Below are 25736 nucleotides of genomic sequence, written 5' to 3'. Positions count from 1 at the left end.
TCCTGACTGGATAATGTCCGTCACCGCTGCCCGTGCGCACGCGGATCGCCTCCATTGGCGGGCAATATTGCTATTGCCCGGTTGGGATGATAAGACAGGTCATACTTGGTGGCAACAGCAACAGGGCAAGTGCCGCGTTAGATCTCCTGCCACTTATCGCAGACACTCCGCCAGGAAATGTTTTTCAGCGAGAACGGCTCACTGTCGTTTTTAACCTGCTGTTTGCACATGGCATTACAGTTACAATGCCCGCAACACCCGGTTTAACAAGGGGCCCAACACCTTGAACGAAGCCGGTGAAACGATATCCACATGCGCACAATCCAGCTCAAACACCTGCAACGCATCGACATATTCCGCCCAGGTCTGCTGCACATCCATGCCTGCTTGCAAGGTGCGCTTGGCCACGAATAGCGTCGCCTGCCCCTGGAAATGCGCCGTATGGGTGTGTGACAACAACCTGACCGAATCCGCGTAGTTGGCTTCGATATTGTCAAACATCGCGACCCGCGCCTCGCCCAACGCCGGATCGAGCGTATCTTCTGATACCGCCAGGAACTGCTCACGCTCGCGCTGCACTTCTTTAAGCACGTTGTCGTCCAGCATCACATCCCAGTTCTGGGTTTCCGGCGGATAGGTATCCAGCAAGCCAAGGAAAGCAACCTCCTCCCCACGCGCCTGCAAACGAGCTGCGATACCTTGAGCCAACGTTCCCCCCAGGGAATAACCGATAAAGTGATACGGGCCGTGTGGCTGTACCTGTAATACCGTGGCCAGATGCGCATCGCAGACCTGATCCATATCCTCACCCAGCGCCAATGGGCCATCCGGGCGTGGAGACTGGATACCCACCAACGACCAATGCTGATCGATATAACGCGGCAGCACACTGAACTGCCAGGAGAAACCTGAAGCCGGGTGCAGGCAGAACAGCGTTGGACCCTCGGTAACGCGCAGCGGCAGCACGCTGTCAAAACCGCACTGGTCGGCCTCTTCCTGCGTTCGTTCTTCCGCCAGTAGCTGAGCCAGTTGTTCCACTTTCGAAGCGACCATCACCTGGCCAACCGACACCGCTTTACCCAGATCGCGCCGCAACTCGGCGGCCAGGCGCATCGCCAGCAATGAATGCCCACCCAGGGCAAAGAAATCGTCATCGGCAAATACCTGCTCGCGCTGAAGCAAACGAGCGAAAACGGCAGCAATCTCGCTTTCCAACCCGGGTTGCGGCTCACGCCCGGCCTTTCCACCCCCTGTTTGCGGCTGTGGCAAGGCTTTGCGATCGAGCTTGCCGTTAGCACTCAGCGGCAACTCAGCCATTTCAACCAGGGCGATCGGCACCATATGTGGCGGTAAGCGATCGGCTAGCGCGGCACGTAGGGCTTCGCTATCCAGTTGTACGCCGGGCTGTGGGACCAGGTAACCCACCAGTTGCCGGGCATCACCGCCCATCGTATCGACAACCGTGCCCTTCAATACCAAGGCATGAGCCACCGCCTGACGTACGCCCGGCAATGACAGCAAGGCGTGGTCGATCTCACTGAGTTCTATCCGCTGGCCGCGAATTTTCAGCTGATCGTCACTGCGCCCCAGATATTCTACCGCGCCGTCTGGCAGCCAACGGGCAACATCACCGGTACGATACATCCGGCCACCGTTGCCCTGCGGATCGGCGACAAAGCGGCTAGCGGTAAGATCCGGCCTGGCCAGATAACCATGAGCCAGTTGCACGCCGGTCAGATAAAGATCGCCTGCTACACCCGGCGGCACTGGGCGTAAGCGCGCGTCAAGAATGCGTAAACCGGTATTCCACACTGGCAGACCAATAGGGACGTTAGCGCCGGTGACAACAGCGAGGGCGTCACCAAAGGCCGGATGCCAGGTCACATCCACCGCCGCCTCGGTCGGGCCGTAAAGGTTATGCAACGGCACCTGAGTGCGGCTCTGCCACAAGCGGCACAACTCTGCCGGTAATGCTTCACCGCTACAGAACACCTGACGCAGTGGCTGGCAATGGGCGATGGCGGTTGTGCTGTCCAGCGCACCGACGAATGCCGCCAGCATCGAAGGAACAAAGTGCATGGTAGTGACTTTATGCCGATCGATCAGCGTTTGCAGTTGTTGAGGATCGCGGTGCGCCTCCGGCGGTGCCATCACTAACTGCGCGCCCACTATCAATGGCCAGAAGAATTCCCACACCGAGACGTCAAAGCTGCACGGCGTTTTTTGCAGCACCACATCATCTGCCGCCAGCGGGTACTGGTGCTGCATCCACAGTAAACGGTTAACGATGGCCTGATGCCCAACCAGCACGCCCTTTGGCCGCCCGGTTGAGCCGGATGTGAAGATGATATAGGCCGGATGATGCGGCGTCGGGCCTTGGATCGCACGCGGTGCAGCGGCGGTGGCTACCAGTGGCGCATCGTATAACAGCACTTCCCCTTGCCCCACAAAACGCGCCTGTTGGGAGGCATCGGTGATAATCAGACGTGGGGCTGCGTCTTCCAGCATCATGCTGAGGCGCTCATCTGGATAGCCGGTATCCAGTGGCAAATAGGCCGCTCCCGCTCCCACAATCGCCATTAACGCCAGCGACAGGAAGACAGAACGCGGCAATGCCACGGCCACGATGTCGCCCGGTTGCACACCCTGATCCACCAAACGCTGGGCCAGAGCGATTACCTGTTCGCGAGTTTCGCGGTAGTTAAACCGGTAGTGCTCATCTGCCAGCGCCGGGGCATTCGGGGTTTTATTCGCCTGCTCGGCCAGCAGACCACTGAGAGTCTGGGCTGCCACCGGATAAGCGGTGTCGTTCACCTTGGCCAGCAGCGCGTGATCTTTTTCACTCAGCAAATCGGCTTCGCTCACCGGCAATGTCGGTTGGGCCGCAAACTGCCGTAGCAGCAGCGGCAAGCGCTGTAAGTGCTCCGTCAATTCGGCCAACTGATAACGCTCGGCATTGGCCAATAGCTCAATCTTCAGTGTGCCAGCTTCGTCGATAAACAAGGCGATTTCCAAATCACGCACCGGACCAGAAGCCAGATCGTGAGTGATCCCTTTGATACCAGCAAAATCGAGCTGGTAGTCGAACATCTTGAAGTTGAAGACGGTGCCATACAGCGGCTGGCTGTCGCCAATACGCCCCAGATCGCGCTGTACCTGTTCGGCATCATAGCGCTGATGGCGGCGGGCAAACTTCAGTTCACGGCTGATTTGCGCGGCGATCTCGGCAAGCGTAGCCTGCGGCGCGACGTGCATCTCCACCGGCAGCACGTTAATCACTGGCCCGGTGGCACAAAGCGCAGCCGAACCCATGCGGCGCATAAAAATAAACCCGGCGCTGTAGCGGGTTTGGCCTGTCAGACGAGCCACCCACACGGCCACCAGCGCCATCGCCATATCGGCAGCGCTGAGCTGTTGTTGCTGGCCTACGCTGACCAGTGGTGCAAGATCCTGCGCGGCACAGAACTGTGCCAAGCGGTGAATACGCGTCGAGGGTGCCTGCCCGGCCAACGGTTGCGGGCATAGGGTGGCTGGCGTGGGCAACTGCCGTGCCTTGTTCAACCAAAAATCGGCATCACGCTGATAACCAGGGGATTGCTGGTATTGCTGATATTCCGCCACCACATCGCTAAAAGGCGTGAACGGCGTCGGTTCAGGCTGCTCGTGATGACATAGGCGGGTATAAATATTGGCGATACGGCGAGCAATAGCGGTAAAGCTGAAGCCATCGACCACCAGATGATGGTATCGCTGATACCAAAACCAGCGATCGTCGGCCAGACGCATCAGGATATGGCGATACAGCGGTTTGCCACTGCTCACTCGTAATTCGGCACCAAGGTCGATCTGCATCAATGCATGGGCCGCCGCCTCTGCATCCGCAGAGTCGCTTAAATCAATCCATTCCGGCGCTGCCAACGGCATCGTGGCGTCGTAATACTGCATTGGCACACCATCACGCTCGACGAAACGCAGCCGTAAGGTATCCACTTCAGCCAGACCCAGTGAGATCGCCTGTAGCAGATGGTCTTTGTCCAACGGGCCATTCAGCTCGATATAGTGGGCGACCGCATAAGCATTGCCGTACGGTGAAATTTGATCGGCAACCCAAATACCGGGTTGCGCGGCCACCAATGGCAACTCAACGGTCACCTGTTGCCCGGTGGGTAAAATAGAGGTTTCTGACACGACGTTCGCTCCTGTTGTCGGTTCTTGCTGCTGCGTCTCCATCACGCCTTACGCAGTGATGCGGGCCGCATATCCTGCCAATTCTGTTCTAGCCAGTTGACGCAGTGCTCCCGGGATGCCGGGCCAAAAACGCTGACCCAACCGGCCGGTATGACGCTGAAATCCGGCCACAGGCTGTAAAGCAGTTCTTCATTACGCAGGACGTAGCAAATTTGCTGCTCGTCATCGAACGGGTTTAAGGTTTCCATTACTTGCTCCTTAAGCGTGAAGAGGGTTGGCGGACGGCTTCAATTCGGCACGGCGGTTAGCCAACTCCGACCAATGCGCCTGCAGACCATCGAGTAAGCCACCACGCCAACACAGCGCATCGTGCCCGCCCTCTACCAGCCGATATTGCACCTGATGCCCGGTTTCACTTAGCAGGGCCGCCATACGGTCATTCACCCGGTGGACCAGCTTTTCATGTGCCCCGGCCTCTAAAAATACCTTCAGCTTGCCGCGCGCACCCAACTGCCCGTCTTCTACCTGGCGGATCAACCAGCAGGCATCCTCGGGCACGGTGGGCAATTGCAACATATCGCGGCGTGGCCACCAGAAAGAGCCCGACTGGCTGATGGTGGCACCAAAATATTCCGGCCAGCGCAGGCCAGCATAGAGCGCCCCCAAGCCACCAAAGCTCTGCCCTGCAACTACGGTGTTGGCAGCCTCACGGCTGTGCGGTGCCCAGTCGGCCAATTGCGGTAATAACTCTTCCTGTAGGGCCAACCAAAATTCATCGTTGCAGGTCAGTTCCCGTGCGCGGTGTTGCTGGTCGATCACATCGATCAGCAGGTAGACCGCCTCTGGCAGTTGGCCAGTACGCGTCAGTTGCATCAGCGGATCCCAGACAGGCATCTGATTGGCCCAGAATTGGCCATCCAGCAAAATAGCCAATGGCCGCGCCGCCGGGTTACTTTCACCGGTGGAGTAGATCCAGACGTGGCGGGAGGTTCCCAATCGCTGGCTATGCCAGGTATGCCGATGCAGTTTGGCTGGAGGTGCAGGCGTACAGCGGCCGCTGGTTACTGCATAGTTGTCAAAGTCCCGCCAGGCCGGTTGTTGGGGAGCCTGTGGCATATGCAGGCCGGAAAGCGTGTGCCCCCCGACGCCAGGCCAGGCGCGGTAAGGATTAAGCAGATCGTGAGTTGCGTTGGCAAACACCTGGTGCCACCAGTGGCGAATAGAAAGCATGTTGGCGTGGGAATTGTCCCCCTGCGGTTCGAACGGACGATCCTCCATGCAGGGGATAAAACAGTAGCTGCCGCGCCAGTCGCCTTGCAGCTCGGTTTGCCAATACCAGACGTCCGACCCAGTGAGGCGTTGCAGGCTCTGAGGAGGAGAAGCTTGATGATGATCGGTGAGGCAATTGATATGGATCCAGACTCGTTGATAAGCCGAGGTCAGTTCACCGCCCTGAGGGTCGCGCCACAAGAACGTCACCTTCCATCGCCCATTATCCTGCGGTTCCACCAAGGGGGTGCCACGCCGTGCGATATCCAGCCACCAACCGTGGCTCCCTGCATACTTGCTCGCCAATAACGTACTGCTTGCTGGTTGTTGTTCAGTTTTCAAAACGCCCACTCATTGTGTTGTTGGCAAGGCACGCCGTGCGACTCACCGGTTCCCAAATGCCAAACGGCATAAGGAATACTATTGATAATTATTTGCATTTGCAATAGTGTATAGAGGCTCGAAATAGAGCGGGCATTCTTCAACAGGGATGGATGCCGAATTATTGAGCGGGATCTTGCTGCCAGTCAGCCTGGCCTCTGGGTTTCGTTACTATTTTCGACTACACAATAAAACTACAACAAACCGTTCCGTTACCGGTTGTCACACAGCGCCGCATCAGGAAAGGTTGTTAGGTAGGAACCTCAAAATGAATCGGAAGTTATCTCGTTATTCTTTAGCCACACTCATCGGGTTAGGATTGGGCACGTCTGCATTTTCCGTTACGGTCAATGCCGAGCAAACGGCCACCCCCTCAGACAGCGCCGCGCTGGCTGAGAAAAGCAAAAAAGAATCCGCCTCTGAAGATGTCATCGTCGTCACCGCCGCCAAACAAAACCTTCAAGCTCCCGGCGTTTCCACCATCACTGCCGAAGAAATCAAAAGACGCCCTCCCGCTCGTGATATCAATGAGCTGATCCGTACCATGCCGGGGGTCAACCTGACCGGTAACTCCACCAGCGGCCAGCGGGGCAACAACCGCCAACTCGATATTCGTGGTATGGGGCCAGAAAATACCCTGATCCTGATCGACGGCAAACCGGCCAGCAGCCGTAACTCGGTGCGCCAAGGCTGGCGCGGTGAGCGTGATACCCGTGGCGATACCGCCTGGGTGCCGCCAGAGATGATCGAGCGTATCGAAGTGCTGCGTGGCCCAGCGGCTGCCCGCTACGGTAACGGCGCGGCAGGTGGCGTGGTCAACATCATCACCAAAAAAGCTGGCCAGGACCTGCACGGTACACTAAACGGTTATTTCAACGTACCGCAGCATAAGGATGAAGGCGCCACCAAGCGTACCGATTTCAGCCTTTCCGGCCCGTTAAGCGATCAGTTGAGCTTCCGTCTGTTCGGTGGCTACAGCAAAACGCAGGCCGACGCCTGGGATATCAACCAGGGGCATCAGTCCGAACGTACCGGCACCTATGCCAATACTCTGCCTGCCGGTCGTGAAGGGGTGGTCGACAAAAATATCGATGCCTTGCTGAGCTGGGAATTCGCCCACCTGCAGACCTTGGATTTCCAATATGCCTATGGCCGCCAGGGTAACCTGTACGCCGGGGATACCCAGAACACCAACACCAATGCACTGGTGCAGAGCAACTACGGTAAAGAAACCAACCGAATCTACCGTGAAACTTATGCACTTAACTACCGCGGAGCCTGGGATAACGGTGTTAGCACCAACAATTACGCTCAATTTGAGCGCACGCGCAATACCCGTTTAGCCGAAGGGTTGGCCGGGGGCACCGAAGGGATCTTTGCCAACGACAGCTACAACACTATCCGGCTGGACAACTTCCTGGCCCACAGTGAAGTCAGCATTCCGTTCGATATGTGGGTGCCGCAAACCGCTACGCTGGGTACCGAGTGGAACCAGCAGAAGATGAAAGATCCTTCTTCAAATACCCAATCGCTGACCGAAGGTGGCCTCATTCCAGGCCTCGATGCCACCAACCGCAGCCCGTATTCTTCGGCCAGAATCTTCTCGCTGTTTGCCGAAAACAACGCCGAGCTGACAGACACCACCATGCTGACCCCGGGCCTGCGTTTCGATCATCATTCCGAAGCCGGTAATAACTGGAGCCCGTCGCTTAATCTGTCACAAGAAATGGGGGATATGTTCACCCTGAAAATGGGGATCGCCCGTGCCTACAAAGCACCTAACCTGTTCCAGAGCAACGGCAACTATGTGCTTTATAGCCGTGGGCAAGGCTGTGCCGCCAGCGGCGGGGCCTGCTACCTGATCGGTAACGACGACCTCAAAGCGGAGAACAGCATCAACAAAGAGATCGGCCTGGAATTCCACCATGAAGATTGGTTGGCTGGCATCACCTACTTCCGCAACGATTACCGCAACAAGATCGAAGCCGGTTATGCTCCGACGGGCACCACCAGCAACGGAAAAACCGATCTCTATCGCTGGGAAAACGTGCCGAAAGCGGTAATTCAGGGTCTGGAAGGTACCTTAAATATCCCGGTTAGCGAAACGGTAGCCTGGAACAACAACGCTACCTACATGATTGAAAACAAGAATAAGACTACCGGTGATTACCTGTCGATTATTCCTGAGTTCACCATCAACTCTACCCTGAGTTGGCAAGCCACGCAGGATCTGTCGCTGCAAAGCACCATGACCTGGTATGGCCGTCAGAAGCCGAAAAAGTACAACTACAAGGGTGAGCCGGTGACAGGCTCAGAGAAACGTGAGGTAAGCCCTTATACTGTATTTGGTCTGAGCAGCACCTATGCGGTGACCAAGAACGTTAGCGTAACCGGTGGGATTGACAACCTGTTCGATAAACGTCAGTTCCGCGCAGGTAACGCGCAGACCACGGGTAACGCCGTCACCAATTCCTATATGTACGGTGCCGGAGCGGCAACCTTTAACGAACCGGGTCGGACTTACTTTATGAGCCTGAACACCCAGTTCTGATCATGGCTTTGACCTAACCTCAACCGGCTTGATCTCGGGCGCAGCATGCAGCGCCCCTACAAATTGGAGCCGGTGGGTTTATCAGCAATCTCAGCGCGGCTTATGCCGCGCTTTTTTTTGCCATTATCGCCATCACGTTGCCGCCCGTTTCGGGTTACAGTAGCGGAAACAAACGAGCATTGATGGCACTATTGATGGTACTACAGCAACAAATTATTGATTGGTTAAGCCAAGACAGCGAACGTATGCAGGTATTAGCCACCGCCCGGCGGCTCGGGCTGAACGATTGGTGCCTGGGTGCGGGCTTCGTGCGTAATCTGGTGTGGGACCGGCTGCATGGTTTTACAGCCAACACGCCACTTAACGATATCGATGTGATCCATTTCGACTCGCGCCATAGCGATGCCGAGCGCGACCAGATGCTGGAATCGCGCCTGTTGGAATGGTCGGCACAACCCTGGTCGGTAAAGAATCAGGCGCGTATGCACCTGCGTAGTCACCGCGCGCCCTATCGCGACAGCGAAGACGCCATCAGTTATTGGACGGAGATCGAAACCGCCGTGGGTGCCAGATTGCAGGCCGACGGCAGCATCCAGCTCGTCGCCCCTTTTGGCCTACAGGCGCTGTTCAACCACAGCATCACCTTCAACCCCAAGAGCAACAACCTGGCCGCTTTCGAACAGCGCGTAGTGGAGAAACAGTGGCTCAAACTCTGGCCACAGCTAAAGCTGACGCCAAGGTAAAGTTTTGCCGCGATTTGCCGATACCTCTGACAAGCTACCTGGGAGGATCGCATGTCGACCAACATTACCATGATTGTGCCCATCAAGAACCCGATTGCCGGAGTCCGCGAGGTGTTCACCGCCACGGGTAAAGGCGGGGCTGCACTGATGTCGGCACCGGTTAACAATGCCCCTGAAGGGGAGAAAGCCAAGAAAACCGATAATGATGCGCCAGTGACCCCAAAAGATAGCAGCGCGGCGTCACGTATTGCAGCGCTGTATAAGCAGATCCAGAACCTGCAGCAAAAGCTGATCGAACTGAAAGACTCGGGTGGCGACACTCAAGAGATCGAACAGCAAAAACAGCTGATCATGAGCCAGATTGAAATGCTCCAGGCTGAGATCGCGCGCATTCAGAAACAAGAAATGGAAAAACAGCAGCAAGAGCAGATGGCCAAGGCCATGAGCGGTGATGGCGTCAACCGCCCGACCGACGCCAACGCCGTGGACGTTTATATCTAGACGATAAAGGGCGCAACATGGCGTTACGCCCATCGACTCAGCTTTTTTTCAGGGGTTTGATCAGGTGATCCAACCCTTCAATTTTAATCGCCAACGTCATTTCCATCAGCATTCCCAGCCTGCCGTTGGGGAATTCGCCCTTACGGGCGAACCACAGCAGATACTCTTCCGGCAGGTCGATCAGCACCCTGCCCTGGTATTTGCCAAAAGGCATCACGGTGTTGGCGATTTCAATCAGGTTCTCTTTTTCCATCAGGCCCCCAGCAGGCGGATCATCTCCGCCTCGTCGATCACCTCGATCCCCAGTTCCTGTGCCTTGACCAGCTTGGAGCCGGCGGCCTCACCGGCGATCACCAGATCGGTTTTCTTGGATACGCTGCCGCTGACCTTGGCCCCCAGCGCCGTCAGCCGATCTTTGGCTTCATCGCGGGAAAGCTGGCTGAGAGAACCGGTCAGCACCACGGTTTTACCGGCAAACGGGCTGTCGATCTCTTCGGCAACTACTACCACCGGCGCTGGCCAGTTAATGCCGATTTCCGGGCTGATCAGCTCGGCGATCACCTGTTGGTTATGGGCTTCAGCAAAGAAGTTCACCACGTGGCTGGCCACCACCTCGCCCACATCCGGTACCTGTTTTAACGCGTCCAGATCCGCCTCTCGCAGCTTCTCCAACGAGCCAAAATGCGCCGCCAGACCGGCTGCCGTGGCCTCTCCTACCTCACGAATACCCAACGCATACAGGAAGCGCGCAAAGGTGGTCTGTTTGGCGGTGGTCAAGGCATTGACCAGATTCTGCGCCGATTTTGGCCCCATGCGATCCAGCCCGTTGAGAATACCGGCGGAAAGACGGAACAGGTCGGCTGGCGTTTTAACATATTCTTTATCGACCAGTTGTTCGATGATTTTATCGCCCATGCCGTCAACGTCCATCGCCCGGCGGGAAACGAAGTGCTTCAGCGCCTCTTTACGCTGGGCACCGCAGATCAGCCCGCCAGTACAGCGCGCAATGGCTTCACCTTCCACTCGTTCCACATCGGAACCGCACACCGGGCAATGCAGTGGAAATACCACTTCACGCGCGTCCTGCGGGCGGCGATCTTCGATCACCCCGACCACTTTCGGGATCACATCCCCGGCGCGGCGTACGATCACCGTGTCGCCGATGCGCAGGCCAAGGCGTTCGATTTCATCGGCATTATGCAGCGTGGCATTGCTGACTATCACCCCGGCCACCAATACTGGCTCAAGGCGTGCGACCGGCGTAATCGCACCGGTACGCCCGACCTGGAACTCTACTTCCCGCACCACGGTGATCTGCTCTTGAGCCGGGAATTTGAACGCCGTTGCCCAACGCGGTGCGCGAGCAACAAAGCCCAGAGATTCTTGCAGATCGATATCGTCGATCTTCACCACCACGCCATCGATATCAAAGCCAAGATTGATACGGTCCTGCTCTACCTGGCGGTAAAACGCCAGCACCTCATCGCTACCGGTGCAGAGCTTAACGCGATCGCTCACCGGCAAGCCCCAGGCTTTGAACTGCATCAGGCGTTGCCAATGGCTGCGTGGCAATTCGCCTCCTTCCAGCAGGCCAACGCCGTAGCAGAAGAAGGTCAGTGGGCGCTTGGCCGTGATACGCGGATCAAGCTGACGCAGCGAGCCCGCCGCCGCATTACGCGGGTTGGCGAAGATTTTACCGTCTTTGCGGCGCGCCTCTTCGTTCATCTGCTCAAAGCCGGCATGCGGCATAAAGACTTCGCCACGCACTTCTACCCGGCGCGGAATATTGTCGCCGGTCAGGCGTAGCGGGATGGCGCGGATAGTGCGCACATTAGAGGTGATATTTTCCCCGGTGGTGCCATCACCACGCGTGGAGGCACGCACCAGCTCGCCATCTTCATACAACAGGCTGACGGCTAGCCCGTCCAGCTTCAGCTCACAGCAGAAGGTCAGCGGCTCGCTGCTTTTCAGGCGATCCTGCACACGCTTGTAAAACGCCAGATAGCTCTCTTCATCAAAGACGTTGTCCAACGACAGCATCGGCACTTCATGGCGCACCTGATCAAACGCCGCCAAGGGAGCGGCCCCGACGCGCTGAGTCGGCGAATCGGCGGTGATCAGCTCAGGATGGGCCTCTTCCAGCTCACGCAGCTCACGCATCAGGCGATCGTATTCCGCATCCGGGATCTCCGGCGCATCGAGTACGTGATACTGATATTCGTGATGGCGCAATGAGGTGCGTAGTTGATTGATTGTTTCGTTAATCGATGCCATGGCTCACCATCAAAGATAAAAAACCCCCGGCTGGCGGGGGTTCTGGATTACGGATTATGCAGTGCACTGGCAACCGGTCAGGCGTTGTTTTCCAACACTTCGCGGATGCGTGCTTTGTAGGTTTCCAGCTTTTGCGGGGTCATCATGCGGCGCTCGTCGTCGAGCACCACGCCACCCACATCGTCGGCAATACGTTGTGCCGATTGCAGCATCAGCTTGAAGTTCTGATTGGCGTCGCCGTAAGACGGCACCATCATAAACATTGATACGCCCGGCGTGGAGAAATCGGACATCATTTCCGGATCGAATGACCCAGGCTTGACCATATTGGCCAGGCTGAACAGCACGGGACCACTGCCTGCCGGGCTGATATGGCGATGGAAGATACCCATTTCACCAAATTGGAAGCCCGCCTGCAGTACGCTCTGCAGCAACACTTCCCCCCCGATCACACCGCCTTGATGGGCTGCAACGTGCAGCACCAATACGGTTTCCTGCAGTTTTGCCGGTTTCAACGGTTCGGGCGCAGGCTGCGATTCACGCACAGGCTCTGCATGATGGAAAGCAGGCTCTGGCGCAGGAGTGGTAGCCGGAGGCTTATCGTCAACGCGCGGCTCACGACGCACAACAGGTTGCTGCGGCTCTTCGTCCTCATCCTGGGCATAGTTATCCAGCAGGATGTCATCATAATCCGGCCGCTGGGAGAGCGGCGCGGGCTGGGCTGGCCGAGACGCAGGTTGAGCTGGCCTTGGTGCAATCACCGGCTCTTCGCGTGCGACATCGATATGGCCCATTGATGGCTCATCCTCAACTTCAGCGCGAGTGGCACGGATACGTACCTCTCCCACGCTTTCGGCAGGATCATCAAGTGGAGTAGGTTCACGCTCGTTTTTCGAGCGTTTGGCTGGGCGATCGCGAAAAAGGGACGAGCGTTCCTTACGGCTGGTCCAAAGACCATGTAATAACAACGCTATTATGGCGATCGCGCCAACAACGATTAATATCAGACGCAAATCCTGCATCATTGCTATCTCTGTTGTTCCAAGACATTGCCACCGCGGCAAACATTCACTCTTTAACTCTATTTGCCCACAGGCACAAGTGCAAGTCCGTGCTGAACTTTATGCCAATAAAGATGATTATTCGGCATTTTTTTGCTGTTTTTTCAGCCAGTGCGGCTCTAGCCAGTGGAAAATCAACTCTATATGATAGCTTAGCCTGTTTAGCCAAAGAGAAAATCTTAAGATATGTCCTATGTGCCTCCCCCTGTTGGATCCACCAACGGCTTCCATTATTTTGCCCAAGGATGGCGTCTGATTTCGCGCCCGGGTATTAAACGCTATGTCGTCCTACCGTTGCTGGTGAACGTGCTGCTGATGGGCTCTGCCTTCTGGTGGCTGTTCAGCCAACTGGGCGACTGGATCCCGAGCATGATGAGCCATGTGCCAAGCTGGCTACAGTGGCTAAGTTATTTACTCTGGCCGATGGCGGTCATTTCCGTGCTGTTGGTGTTCAGTTACCTGTTCAGCACCATCACCAACCTGATCGCCGCCCCGTTTTGCGGACTGTTGGCAGAACAGCTCGAAGGCAGCCTGACCGGCAAACCGTTGCCGGATACCGGTATGCTCGGCGTGGTCAAAGATCTGCCGCGCATCATGTCCCGTGAATGGCGCAAGCTGATGTATTACCTGCCGCGCGCGCTGGGCCTGCTGTTGCTCTACTTTATACCGGGCATTGGCCAAACGTTGGCACCGGTGCTGTGGTTCCTGTTCAGCGCCTGGATGTTGGCCATTCAATACTGCGATTATCCGTTTGATAACCACAAGGTCAGCTTCGCCGAGATGCGCCAGGCGTTGCGCCAGCACAAAACCGATAACCTGCAGTTTGGCGCGTTGGTCAGCCTGTTCACCATGATCCCCATCCTCAATCTGGTGATCCTGCCGGTGGCGGTTTGCGGTGCCACGGCGATGTGGGTAGACCGTTATCGTGCACAATTTGTTCGTCACTAACGGCTTTATTTGAGGGCGCTTCTTGCGCCCTTGCTATTGTGATTAAAACTTATTCTCTAATAACATATCGATATACCAATTCTTTACTTCCCTGCCGAGACCGTTAGCGTATGCTTTCGATGTTCCCTACATTTCATAGAGTTATAAGGACGGGCCATGAGCAAGATTTACCAAGACAACTCATTAACAATCGGCCATACGCCGCTGGTTCGTCTGAACCGTATCGGCAACGGACGCATTCTCGCCAAGGTTGAATCTCGCAACCCGAGCTTCAGCGTCAAATGCCGCATCGGTGCCAATATGATTTGGGATGCCGAAAAACGCGGCATTCTGAGCGCAGGCAAAGAGCTGGTGGAGCCAACCAGCGGCAACACCGGTATCGCCCTGGCGTTTGTCGCCGCGGCGCGGGGTTACAAGCTCACGCTGACCATGCCGGAAACCATGAGCATCGAACGTCGTAAGCTGCTCAAGGCGCTGGGTGCCAATCTGGTGCTGACCGAAGGTGCCAAAGGCATGAAAGGGGCGATCGCCAAGGCCGAAGAGATTGTGGCCACCGATCCGAACCGCTACATCCTGCTGCAACAGTTCAGCAACCCGGCCAACCCGGAAATCCACGAACAAACCACCGGCCCGGAAATCTGGGAAGATACCGATGGCGAAGTCGATGTCTTTATCGCGGGCGTCGGCACTGGCGGTACACTGACCGGCGTCAGCCGCTTTATCAAGAACACCAAGGGCAAGGCTATCACCACAGTGGCGGTTGAACCAACCGACTCACCGGTCATCAGCCAAGCGTTGGCAGGCCAAGAAATCAAACCTGGTCCGCATAAAATCCAGGGCATCGGTGCCGGTTTCATTCCTGGCAACCTGGATCTGAACCTGGTTGACCGCGTCGAGCAGATCACCAACGACGAAGCCATCAGCATGGCACGCCGCCTGATGGAAGAAGAAGGCATCCTGGCCGGGATTTCTTCCGGTGCCGCCGTGGCGGCCGCCGTCAAACTTTCCGAAGAAGCCGACTTTACCGACAAGACAATTGTGGTTATTCTGCCTTCTTCAGGTGAGCGCTACTTGAGCACCGCTTTGTTTGCCGATCTGTTCACCGAGCAGGAACTGCAGCAATAGCGCAAACAGTGCACAAATAGCTAAAAAAGCACCTATTCAGGTGCTTTTTTTGTGGACTGGATCAAAGTTTACACCACTCAACGATTGATTTTCGCCGCTGGCTTTAGTATTTAACCGGTCAATTATTTCGATGCGAAAAATTAATCACCTTCCTGCCATTGTTTGAGCTGAATCGATTTACTCATTTGTCGCTCCAGCGAAAAACACGGCATAATGGGGAGCTGATTGAAACAACGCCAGATGCTCGGATTTTTTGATCTGAAATGCTTAAAGCGTCGTTTTATGTTGCATCAACGCTCGCCCCTGTACCATAGTCAGGCGCTAACCAGACAAGCTAAAATCACGCCGTTAGGCTAAACTTTAGCTCCACAACCTTAAATCCGATAAGTTGGGGAAACATCAATGTTCCAGCAAGAAGTGACTATCACCGCTCCGAATGGTCTGCACACTCGCCCTGCCGCTCAGTTCGTAAAAGAAGCCAAAGGCTTCGCGTCTGACATCACCGTGACTTCCAACGGCAAGAGCGCTAGCGCCAAAAGTCTGTTCAAGCTGCAAACTCTGGGCCTGACCCAAGGAACAGTAGTCACCATCGAAGCCGTTGGTGAAGACGAGCAGAAAGCCGTTGAGCACTTGGTAAAACTGATGGCAGAGCTTGAGTAATCGGCCCGTCTTTTTAGTTAACACCAGTCAAGAGTAAGGTAGGGTTATGATTTCAGGCATTTTAGTATCACCGGGTATCGCTTTTGGTAAGGCTCTCTTGCTGAAGGAAGATGAAATTGTCATCAACCGGAAAAAAATCTCTGCAGACCATGTAGAGCAGGAAATCTCACGTTTTCTGGCAGGCCGCGCCAAAGCGTCTGAACAGCTGGAAGTAATCAAAACCAAGGCAGGCGAGACCTTCGGCGAAGAAAAAGAAGCGATCTTCGAAGGCCACATCATGCTGTTGGAAGACGAAGAGCTTGAGCAGGAAATCATAGCCCTCATCAAAGACGATCTGGCGTCTGCCGATGCGGCAGCCTACACCGTGATCGAAGGCCAGGCGAAAGCGCTGGAAGAATTAGACGACGAATACCTGAAAGAGCGTGCGGCAGACGTGCGTGATATCGGTAAGCGTCTGCTGCAAAACATCCTGGGCCTGGCGATTGTCGATCTGACCGCCATTCAAGATGAGGTGATCCTGGTCGCGAAGGACCTGACACCGTCAGAAACCGCACAGCTGAACCTGGACAAAGTGCTGGGCTTCATCACCGATCTGGGTGGCCGTACTTCCCACACCTCGATCATGGCTCGCTCCCTGGAACTGCCCGCTATCGTTGGCACCAGCGACGTGACCACCCAGGTAAAAAACGGCGATTACCTGATCCTGGATGCGGTTAACAACAAGATTTACGTCAACCCGACGACCGAGGTGATTGAACAGCTGAAAGCGGTTCATACCCAATACGTCACCGAGAAAAACGATCTGGCCAAGCTGAAAGACCTGCCGGCGATCACGCTGGACGGGCATCAGGTTGAAGTCTGTGCCAACATCGGTACCGTGCGCGACGTCGCCGGTGCAGAGCGCAATGGCGCTGAAGGTGTCGGCCTGTATCGTACCGAATTCCTGTTCATGGACCGCGACTCACTGCCAACCGAAGACGAGCAGTTCTCGGCTTACAAGGCCGTTGCGGAAGCCATGGGCTCACAGGCAGTCATCGTCCGTACTATGGACATCGGCGGCGATAAAGACCTGCCGTACATGAACCTGCCAAAAGAAGAGAACCCGTTCCTGGGCTGGCGCGCGATCCGTATCGCGATGGACCGCCGGGAAATCCTGCACGCTCAGCTGCGCGCCATTCTGCGTGCCTCTGCTTTCGGCAAACTGCGCATCATGTTCCCGATGATCATCTCGGTGGAAGAAGTGCGCGATCTGAAGGGCGAGCTGGAAACGCTGAAAGCGCAGCTGCGTGAAGAAGGCAAAGCCTTTGACGAGAGCATTGAAGTGGGCGTGATGGTGGAAACACCTGCCGCGGCAGTGATTGCTCGCCACCTGGCGAAAGAAGTCGACTTCTTTAGTATTGGGACAAACGATTTAACCCAGTATACTCTGGCAGTAGATCGCGGCAACGAGCTGATTTCTCATCTCTATAACCCGATGTCCCCATCAGTGCTTGGCCTGATCAAACAGGTTATTGATGCATCTCACGCAGAAGGCAAGTGGACCGGTATGTGCGGCGAGCTGGCTGGCGATGAGCGTGCTACACTGTTGCTTTTGGGCATGGGGCTGGATGAGTTCAGCATGAGTGCGATTGCAATCCCGCGCATCAAGAAAATTATTCGTAATACCAATTTCGAAGATGTGAAGGCATTGGCAGCGCAGGCCTTGGAACAACCAACGGCACAGGATTTGATGAACTGCGTCAATAAGTTCATCGAAGAAAAAACGCTCTGCTAAAATTCCACGACACTGGAACGCCGCCCAATTTAATGCTTAGGAGAAGATCATGGGTTTGTTCGATAAACTGAAGTCTCTGGTTTCTGATGACAAGAAAGACATGGGCACTATCGAGATCGTCGCTCCACTTTCTGGCGAGATCGTCAATATCGAAGATGTACCGGACGTCGTATTCGCCGAGAAGATCGTTGGCGATGGCATTGCTATCAAACCTGCTGGCAACAAAATGGTTGCTCCGGTTGACGGCACTATCGGTAAAATTTTCGAAACCAACCATGCGTTCTCTATCGAATCTGATAGCGGCATTGAGCTGTTCGTGCACTTTGGTATCGACACCGTTGAACTGAAAGGCGAAGGCTTCAAACGCATCGCGGAAGAAGGCCAGCGCGTCAAGAAAGGCGATGTGATTATCGAGTTCAATCTGGCCCTGCTGGAAGAGAAAGCCAAGTCTACCCTGACTCCGGTGGTTATCTCCAACATGGACGAGATCAAAGAGCTGATCAAACTGTCCGGCAGCGTCACCGTTGGCGAGACTCCGATCATCCGCATCAAGAAGTAATCGCGGTTCGATCGTAAAAATGGCGCCTTCATCGGCGCCATTTTTTTATCCAGGATTTCTAAGCCCTACTGCGCGACCAGTGGCTCCGCTTGTAGCTCCTGTTGCTGTCTTTCACGCTCCAAGGCCAATACGCCACGATGTGACAGATAGCAGAACAGGATGCAGCACACCACGCCGCCCATCAGCAGATAAAAGCCTCCATGCCATCCCATGTTATCAACCATTACCCCAAACAGGCTGGTACCCAGCGTGGCGCCAAAGATATAGCTCATAAAGCCTCGCAGGCCAACGGCGGAGCCGACAGCAAAGCTGGGAACGATCTCCATCGTCTGTACCGAAGCCAGGAACTGTGGCACATAGATCAGGCAACCGACGATCGCGGCAAAGATGGTGACCATCAACAGCGAGTCACTCTTCCAGTAACCAATCAGGCAGATAAAAATCATCACCATGCAGATCATCGCCAGCGGCATACGGCGTCCCTTGAACAGCTTATCCGACAGCCACCCAGCCAACAATGTGGACGGGATCGCCGCCCATTCAAAGAACAAAAACGCGATGCTCATCTGCTCTTTGGAGAAATGTTTTTCGGTGAGCAGGTAGATCGGCAACCAGCTGATCATGCCAAAGCGCACCATGTAGACAAATACGTCCACCAGCGACACATACCAGGCATTTTTATTGCGCAGAACATAGGTACAGAAGATCTGGAAGGCGCTCATATTTTCCGGTGCCTGCTCCTGCACACCGGTTTTCACCCTGATGGTTTCTTCCGGCATCATTTGTTCCAGGGCAGGCAGACCTTCACTGCGCGGGGAGCCTTTACCCAGCCACAGCACCACCAAAGCAAACAGCACTGCCACGCCCGCAGGGACGATATAGCTGGCGCTCTGCCAGTGTTCACTGCCCAACACCGCAAAAGCCACGCCAACAATGGGGGCCACCACCCCACCGCCGATATTGTGGGATATATTCCAAAATGCGCCAACGCGGCCGCGCTCACGGCGTGGGAACCAGTTGGCGATGGTAATGAACGAAGGGCCTACGCCCATCCCCTGGAACAGGCCGTTAAACACCACCAATGCGGCAAAGATCCAGAAGGCGGTGCTGAACCCCAAACCGACGTTGACGATGGCACACAGCACCAGGCCACAGGCCATAAACACTTTGGGATTGGCCTTATCGGCCAGGCTGCTCATCACTCCTTTGCTGATGCCGTAGGCAATCAGCATGCAACTGCTCAACATGCCGATCTGCGTCGCACTCAGATCCAGATGCTCTTTCAGGTAGGGCGTCGAAAGGGTGAAGTTGTTACGCACGATGTAATAGGCCAGGTAGCCCAAAAAGACGCTCAGTAACGCCTGCATGCGATAACGCTGGTAGGTTGCCTGCACCTGTTCTGGCGGAACACGCTTTGCCGCCGCGCTAGGTTTTAATAATGAAAACATGTTATTCCCCTGTGAGGTTTATCTGTACTGGCTCAATGCGCCTGCTATTTATTAATAACGCTCGCAGCGGATGGTGTAATTAATTCATTAATAAGACAAGCCCCGTAATATGTGTCAAAATTGACTCAAACCCAGAACAAATAAGCCCAGTTTTGACCCATCAATTAACATTACCATTATTAACCAAAAGCCAGTTCGCTCACCTCCCCGCGCCAGAGCGCCACAGCACTGCGGTTGCACAGCAAGTCAGCCCACAATTGGCGATGTTTTTGAAGGTGTTAACAGTATTGATGGTCTATCAATGGTAATATCCTGGCTTCATCAACGCTATAACCCCGGCTAAATCCTATTGGTTCACGAAAATATTTTTGTCCCAAATGTTTTTCGGGTTATTTTTATCGTCATTGCGATTTTATGAATAAGATCACAAACGATGAGGTCGAGGGAGAGTTTTATTATGCGTACAACGCTCATTTTTACGGCAATGGCCTGCTGGCTGTTATCCAGTGTCGCCGGGGCCAAAAGAAATGAACTGGTGATGGCCACCACCTTTTCACCAGAGGCAACCGCCTACCTCATCAGCCGTTGGCAAGGCCAGCCTCAGTCGGTGGTCATCCGCACGCTGAACCGCACCAGCACTTCCCTGGAACAACTGCTCGACAGCACCGGCAGCGACAACGTCGATCTGGTACTGACCTCTTCCCCCATGCTGCTCCAGCACCTGCAACAGCATCAGCGCCTGGCAAACTATGAAGGTGCTCCGCAACAATCACAATGGCTGGTACCCGAGCCTATCCGCAATACCGCCGTGGCGGTGGCCATTTCGGGTTTTGGCCTGCTAATCAACCGCTCCAATCTGGCAGAGAAACGGCTGCCGTTGCCAAACGATTGGGACGATCTAACCGATGCCCGCTACCAGGGGGCCCTGCTGATGAGCAGCCCTTCCCGCTCGGATACCAGCCACCTGATGGTGGAATCTCTGTTGCAACAGCGGGGGTGGCAATCTGGCTGGCAAACGATGCTATCGGCGGCCGGTAACCTGATCACCATCTCTTCACGCAGCTTTGGCGTGGCGGATAAAGTCAAAAGCGGCCTGGGTTCCGTTGGGCCGATTATCGATAACTACGCTAATCTACTGCTCGACGATCCGCATCTGGCCTTCCATTATTTCCCTCAGGCCGCGGCCTCCCCCACCTATATTGCCGTAACGAGCAATAGCCATTATCCCGCTGAGGCCCGGCGCTTTATACAGTTTCTGCTCAGCCCGCAGGGGCAGCGGGTCCTGGCCGATACCAGCACGGGAAAATACCCGGTGGTTCCGCTGCCAGCAGATAACCCACGCTTCGCGCAGCAACAAAAGCTGTTACAGCGGCCGCCGCTGAATTACTCCCTGGTTTTGCAACGTCAGCGCCTGGTGCAAAAGCTGTTTGATACGGCCATCAGCTTCCGCCTGTCTCAGCTCAAGGACGCCTGGAAAGCGTTGCATGGCGCTGAAAGCCGCCTCAAACGGCCTTTGCCGGAGATCCGCGCCTTGTTGACCGCCATTCCTGTCACCCAGGCCCAAAGCGAAGATCCTCAGTACCTCAAACAGTTTGCGGCACGTAGCGAGAGCGAGCAGCAGGTCATGGAATGGCAGCTGTTCTTTCAGCAGCAGCAGAGAAAGGCCATCAAGGCGCTGGAAGAGTTAAAATGAGCCGTTTATTGCCGCGCTTCTTCAAACGCCTGACTATCAGCGCCTGCCTGCGGGGAGCCTTTCTCACCGGCGCGCTGCTGACGCTTACCGTCAGCGGGGTCAGCCTATACTCCTGGCATGAGCAAAGCTCGCAGGTCCGCTATGCGCTGGATGATTACTTTCCACGCATCCAATCTTCGTTCGTGATCGAAAGCAATCTGAACACGCTGGTCGATCAGCTCAACGAGTTTTTGCAAGCCGCCAATACCAATGCCCGCCTGCAGTTAAGAAATCAGATCGTCGGTCATTTGGAGCAAATCGAGCAGGCCAGCATGCAGTTGGATAACCCTGAACGTCAGCAAATTCAGGCGACGCTGGCAGAAAGCCGCCAGCTGTTGGGCCGATTGGACAACGCGCTGTACAACATGTTTATCGCCAGGGAAAAGGTCAATGAGATCGCCGCACGCATCAGTTGGTTACATGATGACTTCACCACCGAGCTGAATTCGCTGGTACAGGATTTCAGTTGGCAACAGGGGGCTTTGCTCGATCAGATGGAGACAGGCTCTGGCAAGGCGCTCCCCCGCTTGCAGGCCAGTTTGCGCGAGGTACAGAGCGAGCAGCAGCAGGTCTATGCCCTCGCACGCATCGAGAACCAGATCGCCGATGCCCTGCGCGATCGCCTCAACGAGCTGCAATCCGGCGGTGAAGAGCCCATTTCGGTTGCCGAGCATGTGCGTTACCTCGCCTATCTGCAAAAAACGGCGAACGAAAATATGCAGGGGTTACAGGATCATCCCAGCACCATCACGCTGCGGCAAACCATCGACGAACTACTGGAGACTGGCATTGCCGATAACAGTATGCCCGCGGCGATGAAAAACTATCATCAGGCGCAACAGGCACTTACGCTGGCCACTCAGGCCAAGGAGGCCACGCTTGCCCGCTTTCGCACGCAGTTGGAATCGCAACTGAGCAACAGCCACCAGCAGATGCAGACCTTTAACCACCGCCTGGAGCAGATCATCCGCGTCAGCGGCAGGCTAATTGTGATCGCCACCCTGCTGGCGATGTTATTGGTGTATTTGCTCAATCACTACTTTATCCGTTCCCGCCTGGTCAAGCGTTTTACCCAGCTGAACCAGGTGGTGGTGCGTATCGGCCTCGGGGAAACCAACGCGGCGATCCCGGTTTACGGTGGCGATGAACTGGGCCGCATCGCACGTCTGTTGCGGCGCACCCTAGGCCAGTTGAACCAGCAAAAATCCCGGCTGGAGCAGGAAATTACCGAGCGCAAGGGCATTGAGCTGCATTTGCGTGCCACGCAGGATGAGCTGGTACAGGCCGCCAAACTGGCCGTGGTTGGGCAGACCATGACCACTCTGGCTCATGAAATCAACCAACCGCTGAACGCCCTATCGATGTACCTGTTTACCGCTCGCCATGCGGTGGAGAAACAACAGCCAGAGGCGGCCACGTTGGCCCTGAGCAAGGCCGACGGTCTGATTGGCCGCATGGATGCCATCATCCGCATGCTGCGGCAATTTACCCGGCGAACAGAGCAGGATAGCCCCTCTCAGCCCGTTGATTTGCGCCTGTCATTAATCGCCGCCTGGGAGTTGCTGACTCTTCGCCACCAACCGCTGCACGGGGAACTGCGGCTACCGGAAGGTGCGCCAAACGTGTTAGGTGATGAGGTGCGCATTCAGCAGGTGTTGGTCAATCTGATGAGCAACGCGCTGGATGCCTGCCAGGAGCGGCCACTATTGCAGATAAGCTGGCAACGCCAGGCGTCCAGCTGGCAGATCATGCTGTGGGATAATGGGCCTGGCTGGCCGCTGGCGCGGGCTGAATCGTTACTCAAACCTTTCACCACCAGCAAATCGGTGGGCTTGGGGATTGGCCTGTCCATCTCGCTTTCGCTGATGCAGCAAATGGGCGGTAGCCTGCATCTGGCCTCTACGCTGACGCAAAACGCCTGCGTCGTTTTACAGTTTCAACCGGTGGATCAACCATGTTAAGCCAACAAGCGCAAATTCTGTTAATCGACGACGATGCCGACGTCCTTGATGCCTATACCATGCTGCTCAGCCAGGCAGGCTATCAGGTTCAGGCCTGTAGTAACCCGCTTAAGGCACAGGAAATGCTCGGTGAGGAGTGGCCAGGGATCGTTATCAGCGATGTCTGTATGCCTGGCTGTTCCGGGATTGAGCTGATGGCGCTACTGCTCGCTCACGATGCCTGTTTGCCGGTATTGTTGATCACTGGCCATGGCGATGTGCCGATGGCGGTTGAAGCAGTGAAAAAAGGGGCATGGGACTTTCTGCAAAAACCGGTCAACCCGGCCCAGCTACTCGAACAGGTCGCCACCGCGCTGGCCCAGAGACGTTCTTACATTGCCCGTCGTCGTTGGCAGCAAGAACAGCTGCAGAGCAATCTGATTGGCCGTAGTGAGTGGGTAAAGCAGCTACGGGTGCGTTTGCAGCAGGTGGCCGAAACCGATTTGGCGGTTTACCTGCAAGGGGAGTTAGGGGTCGGCAGGACGTTGGCAGCCCGTTATTTACACCGCATGAGCCATCGCAGCGAACAGCCGTTGATCGTGGGTGAATTGACGCCGGGGGGGGAGGCACCGTTAGAACAATGGATTGAGCAGGTAAGCGGCGGGACGCTGATTTTACGCCACCTCGAACACTTGTCTATCACCCAGCAGGCGCGGCTGATCCAGCTCCAAGGGCAAGACCCACTGCCCTTCCGGCTGATCGGCATTGGGACTTCACCGTTGGTGGAACTGGCCGCCGGGCATACCCTCCTGCCCGATTTCTATTACTGCTTTGCCATGACCCAAATCGCCTGCCTGCCGCTTTCTCTGCGCCCCGACGATATAGAGCCGTTATTCCGCCACTACCTGGAACAGGCCTGCCTGCGCCTTAACCATCCGTTGCCGGATCTGCCAGCCGAGTTGATTAAGCGTTTGGTCAAAAGGGTATGGCCAAATAACGTGCGCGAGCTGGCCAATGCCGCAGAGCTGTTTGCCGTCGGGGTGATGCCACTGGCAGAGACCGCCAATCCGCTGTTGCACGGATCCGATCCCGCTCCGCTGGATCAGCGTATCGAAGACTATGAGCGCCAGATCATTACCGAGGCGTTGAACCTGCATCAGGGGCGGATTAATGAGGTGTCCGAGTATTTACAGATCCCGCGTAAAAAGCTCTACCTGCGGATGAAAAAGTACGATCTGGACAAGCAGCATTATCGTTAAATTGGCCAGCGCGGTACCCGCAGCGTGATCACCAAACCACCCTGTTCGCCATTGTGTGCCTCAACCTGCCCACCATGGGCCAGCACCACTTTGCGCGTGATCGCCAAACCCAGGCCATAGCCCTTGCCAGACATCGCCGATTTTACCCGGACGAAAGGATCAAAGATGCTGGACAGCTTCGACTCTTCCACGCCCGGCCCCTGATCGCTAACCTGGATCTGGAACAGTTGGTCGATACGCGTCAGCACCACGGTCACCCGCTGGCCATGGCTGGAAAAGCGCAGGGCATTGCGCACAATGTTCTCAACCGCCCGGCGCATCAGTTCGGCATTACCTTTTACGGTGTATTCCTCGTCGGAACTGGCCTGCAACACGATCTCTACACCGGGTATTTGCGCCTCGTAGCGCGCATCGTTAACCACCGCCTCCACCAGCCCAAAGAGATCGAAATACTCTTCATCATCCGACAGGCCGTTGTTCTCGGTACGTGACAGCGCCAGCAGTTCGCCAATCATCTTGTCTAGCCGCCCGGCTTCGTGCTCGATACGCTGCAACGAGTTCTCCACGTTCTCCGGATTTTGCCGCCCCAGGCCGATGGCTAGCTGCAAGCGGGCCAATGGCGAACGCAACTCATGGGAAACATCATGCAGCAATTGTTCACGGGCGCTGACCAGCACCTCCAGCCGCTCCGCCATGCTGTCAAAGTCACGAGCCACCTCAGAAAGCTCGTCATGCCGCCGCCGCATCGCCGGGAACAACCGCACCGCCAGATCGCCCTGCGCTACCCGTTCAAAACCGGCGCGCAGTTGACGCATTGGGCGCGTAAGGTTCCAGGCCAGCATAGCGCTAAACAGCAAGCCCCCCAGCCCACCGACCCACACCATTGGCTCCGGAATGTTCAGCAGGCGCCAGCGCTTGGGTGGCCGATATTCGGCACGCAGTCCTTCCAGATCGTAGCTCAAGAGGTAGCTCTGGTTATCCGCACCTGTTACCCATTCCACCATCATTTTCGCTGGCCGGTTGGTATGTGGGTTTTGGCCTGGCTCATCATCCGATGGCTTTAAGGCCGGCGTTACGCTTAAGAAACGGCGTTCGGTTTCAGGCCATTTGGCAACCATTGCATTCAGCGCGGGCATCCCACTGCTGCGCAACACCGAGGCCGCAGAGGTCAGTTGCAGATTAGCGATACGCCAGGTCATGCTGTTTTCCGGGACTTCATGGCGATTACCATAAAAGGTAAACGTCACCCACAGCGCCTGGGTCATGATGATAAACGTTAGCCAGAAACCGAGCAGTATTTTCCAGAACAGTCTTCCACGCATC

Annotated in this window: 19 protein-coding genes; 11 read left to right on the top strand and 8 right to left on the bottom strand. The window is 55.8% G+C overall.

Features of this window, described 5'->3' with window-relative positions; translation table 11 throughout:
- Window positions 1-240: 240 nt before the first annotated feature.
- From A6U95_RS00165 to fes, 3 genes are read right to left on the bottom strand one after another with little or no spacing between them, the layout of a single operon-like run.
- A complete protein-coding gene (locus A6U95_RS00165; RefSeq protein ID WP_065683363.1) occupies window positions 241-4188 on the bottom strand; it encodes an enterobactin synthase subunit F in 3948 nt (1315 codons plus the stop codon).
- 41 nt (window positions 4189-4229) lie between these two features.
- A complete protein-coding gene (locus tag A6U95_RS00160; protein WP_065682997.1) occupies window positions 4230-4436 on the bottom strand; it encodes an MbtH family NRPS accessory protein in 207 nt (68 codons plus the stop codon).
- 10 nt (window positions 4437-4446) lie between these two features.
- Window positions 4447-5799: an enterochelin esterase gene (gene fes, locus A6U95_RS00155; RefSeq protein ID WP_074423308.1), complete on the bottom strand. Its 1353-nt coding sequence runs from the start codon at window positions 5797-5799 to the stop codon at window positions 4447-4449.
- 307 nt (window positions 5800-6106) lie between these two features.
- Here fes and A6U95_RS00150 point away from each other — a divergent pair, with 307 nt between their 5' ends.
- From A6U95_RS00150 to A6U95_RS00140, 3 genes are all read left to right on the top strand, one after another.
- Window positions 6107-8389, top strand: a complete 2283-nt coding sequence (locus tag A6U95_RS00150) for a TonB-dependent siderophore receptor (RefSeq protein ID WP_065682996.1) — start codon at window positions 6107-6109, stop codon at window positions 8387-8389.
- 194 nt (window positions 8390-8583) lie between these two features.
- Window positions 8584-9132 (top strand): nucleotidyltransferase family protein, encoded by a 549-nt coding sequence (locus tag A6U95_RS00145; RefSeq protein WP_065682995.1) that lies wholly within the window; start codon window positions 8584-8586, stop codon window positions 9130-9132.
- A gap of 51 nt (window positions 9133-9183) precedes the next feature.
- Entirely contained in the window at window positions 9184-9633 is a 450-nt protein-coding gene (locus tag A6U95_RS00140; protein ID WP_065682994.1) for a FlxA-like family protein, read from the top strand.
- A 37-nt stretch (window positions 9634-9670) separates the two neighbouring features.
- On the opposite strand, the gene A6U95_RS00135 is transcribed toward A6U95_RS00140, so the two are convergent.
- From A6U95_RS00135 to zipA, 3 genes are all read right to left on the bottom strand, one after another.
- The gene (locus tag A6U95_RS00135; protein WP_021178683.1) at window positions 9671-9886 is read right to left on the bottom strand and encodes a DUF3820 family protein; all 216 of its coding nucleotides are present in this window, start codon (window positions 9884-9886) and stop codon (window positions 9671-9673) included.
- On the bottom strand, window positions 9886-11907 hold the full coding sequence (gene ligA / locus A6U95_RS00130; protein ID WP_065682993.1) for an NAD-dependent DNA ligase LigA: 2022 nt from the start codon (window positions 11905-11907) through the stop codon (window positions 9886-9888). Before ligA ends, A6U95_RS00135 begins: the two co-directional genes overlap by 1 nt.
- 77 nt (window positions 11908-11984) lie before the next feature.
- Window positions 11985-12932: a cell division protein ZipA gene (gene zipA / locus A6U95_RS00125; protein WP_065682992.1), complete on the bottom strand. Its 948-nt coding sequence runs from the start codon at window positions 12930-12932 to the stop codon at window positions 11985-11987.
- 222 nt (window positions 12933-13154) lie between these two features.
- Between zipA and cysZ the strand changes: the two genes are divergently transcribed.
- The 5 genes from cysZ to crr all read left to right on the top strand — a co-directional run bounded on the left by cysZ (window position 13155) and on the right by crr (window position 18034).
- Window positions 13155-13916 carry a sulfate transporter CysZ gene (gene cysZ / locus A6U95_RS00120; RefSeq protein ID WP_021178686.1) on the top strand — a complete coding sequence of 254 codons (762 nt, stop codon included), beginning with the start codon at window positions 13155-13157 and terminating at the stop codon, window positions 13914-13916.
- Window positions 13917-14072: 156 nt separating this feature from the next.
- Window positions 14073-15041 (top strand): cysteine synthase A, encoded by a 969-nt coding sequence (gene cysK / locus A6U95_RS00115; RefSeq protein ID WP_046808395.1) that lies wholly within the window; start codon window positions 14073-14075, stop codon window positions 15039-15041.
- Between the two features lie 402 nt (window positions 15042-15443).
- Window positions 15444-15701, top strand: a complete 258-nt coding sequence (ptsH, locus tag A6U95_RS00110; RefSeq protein WP_021178688.1) for a phosphocarrier protein Hpr — start codon at window positions 15444-15446, stop codon at window positions 15699-15701.
- A gap of 46 nt (window positions 15702-15747) precedes the next feature.
- Window positions 15748-17475 carry a phosphoenolpyruvate-protein phosphotransferase PtsI gene (ptsI, locus tag A6U95_RS00105; protein WP_024484478.1) on the top strand — a complete coding sequence of 576 codons (1728 nt, stop codon included), beginning with the start codon at window positions 15748-15750 and terminating at the stop codon, window positions 17473-17475.
- A 49-nt stretch (window positions 17476-17524) separates the two neighbouring features.
- A complete protein-coding gene (crr, locus tag A6U95_RS00100) occupies window positions 17525-18034 on the top strand; it encodes a PTS glucose transporter subunit IIA (RefSeq protein ID WP_021807057.1) in 510 nt (169 codons plus the stop codon).
- A gap of 65 nt (window positions 18035-18099) precedes the next feature.
- Here the strand turns inward: crr and pgtP are convergent, their stop codons facing one another.
- Window positions 18100-19482: a phosphoglycerate transporter PgtP gene (gene pgtP / locus A6U95_RS00095; RefSeq protein ID WP_065682991.1), complete on the bottom strand. Its 1383-nt coding sequence runs from the start codon at window positions 19480-19482 to the stop codon at window positions 18100-18102.
- Window positions 19483-19939: 457 nt separating this feature from the next.
- Between pgtP and A6U95_RS00090 the strand changes: the two genes are divergently transcribed.
- The 3 genes from A6U95_RS00090 to A6U95_RS00080 are packed head-to-tail and all read left to right on the top strand — an operon-like array spanning window position 19940 to window position 24413.
- Entirely contained in the window at window positions 19940-21175 is a 1236-nt protein-coding gene (locus A6U95_RS00090; RefSeq protein ID WP_065682990.1) for an ABC transporter substrate-binding protein, read from the top strand.
- Complete coding sequence (locus A6U95_RS00085; protein ID WP_065682989.1) at window positions 21172-23175, top strand: ATP-binding protein; 2004 nt, start codon at window positions 21172-21174, stop codon at window positions 23173-23175. Before A6U95_RS00090 ends, A6U95_RS00085 begins: the two co-directional genes overlap by 4 nt.
- Complete coding sequence (locus A6U95_RS00080; protein ID WP_065682988.1) at window positions 23169-24413, top strand: sigma-54 dependent transcriptional regulator; 1245 nt, start codon at window positions 23169-23171, stop codon at window positions 24411-24413. The genes A6U95_RS00085 and A6U95_RS00080 overlap by 7 nt, the downstream gene beginning before the upstream one ends.
- On the opposite strand, the gene A6U95_RS00075 is transcribed toward A6U95_RS00080, so the two are convergent.
- Entirely contained in the window at window positions 24410-25735 is a 1326-nt protein-coding gene (locus tag A6U95_RS00075) for an ATP-binding protein (protein ID WP_065682987.1), read from the bottom strand. The genes A6U95_RS00080 and A6U95_RS00075 overlap by 4 nt on opposite strands.
- Window position 25736: the final 1 nt, after the last annotated feature.

The organism is Serratia sp. 14-2641, assembly GCF_001692375.1.
In the GTDB taxonomy this organism is placed as follows: domain Bacteria; phylum Pseudomonadota; class Gammaproteobacteria; order Enterobacterales; family Enterobacteriaceae; genus Chania; species Chania fonticola_C.
This window is presented reverse-complemented; position numbering and strand designations above follow the sequence as displayed.

What these genes read in the sequence shown, in the direction of transcription:
- A6U95_RS00160 (WP_065682997.1), bottom strand. Translation starts at nt 4,436, where the DNA reads ATGGAAACCTTAAACCCGTTCGATGACGAGCAGCAAATTTGCTACGTC.
- A6U95_RS00150 (WP_065682996.1), top strand. Translation starts at nt 6,107, where the DNA reads ATGAATCGGAAGTTATCTCGTTATTCTTTAGCCACACTCATCGGGTTA.
- A6U95_RS00145 (WP_065682995.1), top strand. Translation starts at nt 8,584, where the DNA reads ATGGTACTACAGCAACAAATTATTGATTGGTTAAGCCAAGACAGCGAA.
- A6U95_RS00140 (WP_065682994.1), top strand. Translation starts at nt 9,184, where the DNA reads ATGTCGACCAACATTACCATGATTGTGCCCATCAAGAACCCGATTGCC.
- A6U95_RS00135 (WP_021178683.1), bottom strand. Translation starts at nt 9,886, where the DNA reads ATGGAAAAAGAGAACCTGATTGAAATCGCCAACACCGTGATGCCTTTT.
- ligA (WP_065682993.1), bottom strand. Translation starts at nt 11,907, where the DNA reads ATGGCATCGATTAACGAAACAATCAATCAACTACGCACCTCATTGCGC.
- zipA (WP_065682992.1), bottom strand. Translation starts at nt 12,932, where the DNA reads ATGATGCAGGATTTGCGTCTGATATTAATCGTTGTTGGCGCGATCGCC.
- cysZ (WP_021178686.1), top strand. Translation starts at nt 13,155, where the DNA reads ATGTCCTATGTGCCTCCCCCTGTTGGATCCACCAACGGCTTCCATTAT.
- cysK (WP_046808395.1), top strand. Translation starts at nt 14,073, where the DNA reads ATGAGCAAGATTTACCAAGACAACTCATTAACAATCGGCCATACGCCG.
- ptsH (WP_021178688.1), top strand. Translation starts at nt 15,444, where the DNA reads ATGTTCCAGCAAGAAGTGACTATCACCGCTCCGAATGGTCTGCACACT.
- ptsI (WP_024484478.1), top strand. Translation starts at nt 15,748, where the DNA reads ATGATTTCAGGCATTTTAGTATCACCGGGTATCGCTTTTGGTAAGGCT.
- crr (WP_021807057.1), top strand. Translation starts at nt 17,525, where the DNA reads ATGGGTTTGTTCGATAAACTGAAGTCTCTGGTTTCTGATGACAAGAAA.
- pgtP (WP_065682991.1), bottom strand. Translation starts at nt 19,482, where the DNA reads ATGTTTTCATTATTAAAACCTAGCGCGGCGGCAAAGCGTGTTCCGCCA.
- A6U95_RS00090 (WP_065682990.1), top strand. Translation starts at nt 19,940, where the DNA reads ATGCGTACAACGCTCATTTTTACGGCAATGGCCTGCTGGCTGTTATCC.
- A6U95_RS00085 (WP_065682989.1), top strand. Translation starts at nt 21,172, where the DNA reads ATGAGCCGTTTATTGCCGCGCTTCTTCAAACGCCTGACTATCAGCGCC.
- A6U95_RS00080 (WP_065682988.1), top strand. Translation starts at nt 23,169, where the DNA reads ATGTTAAGCCAACAAGCGCAAATTCTGTTAATCGACGACGATGCCGAC.
- A6U95_RS00075 (WP_065682987.1), bottom strand. Translation starts at nt 25,735, where the DNA reads ATGCGTGGAAGACTGTTCTGGAAAATACTGCTCGGTTTCTGGCTAACG.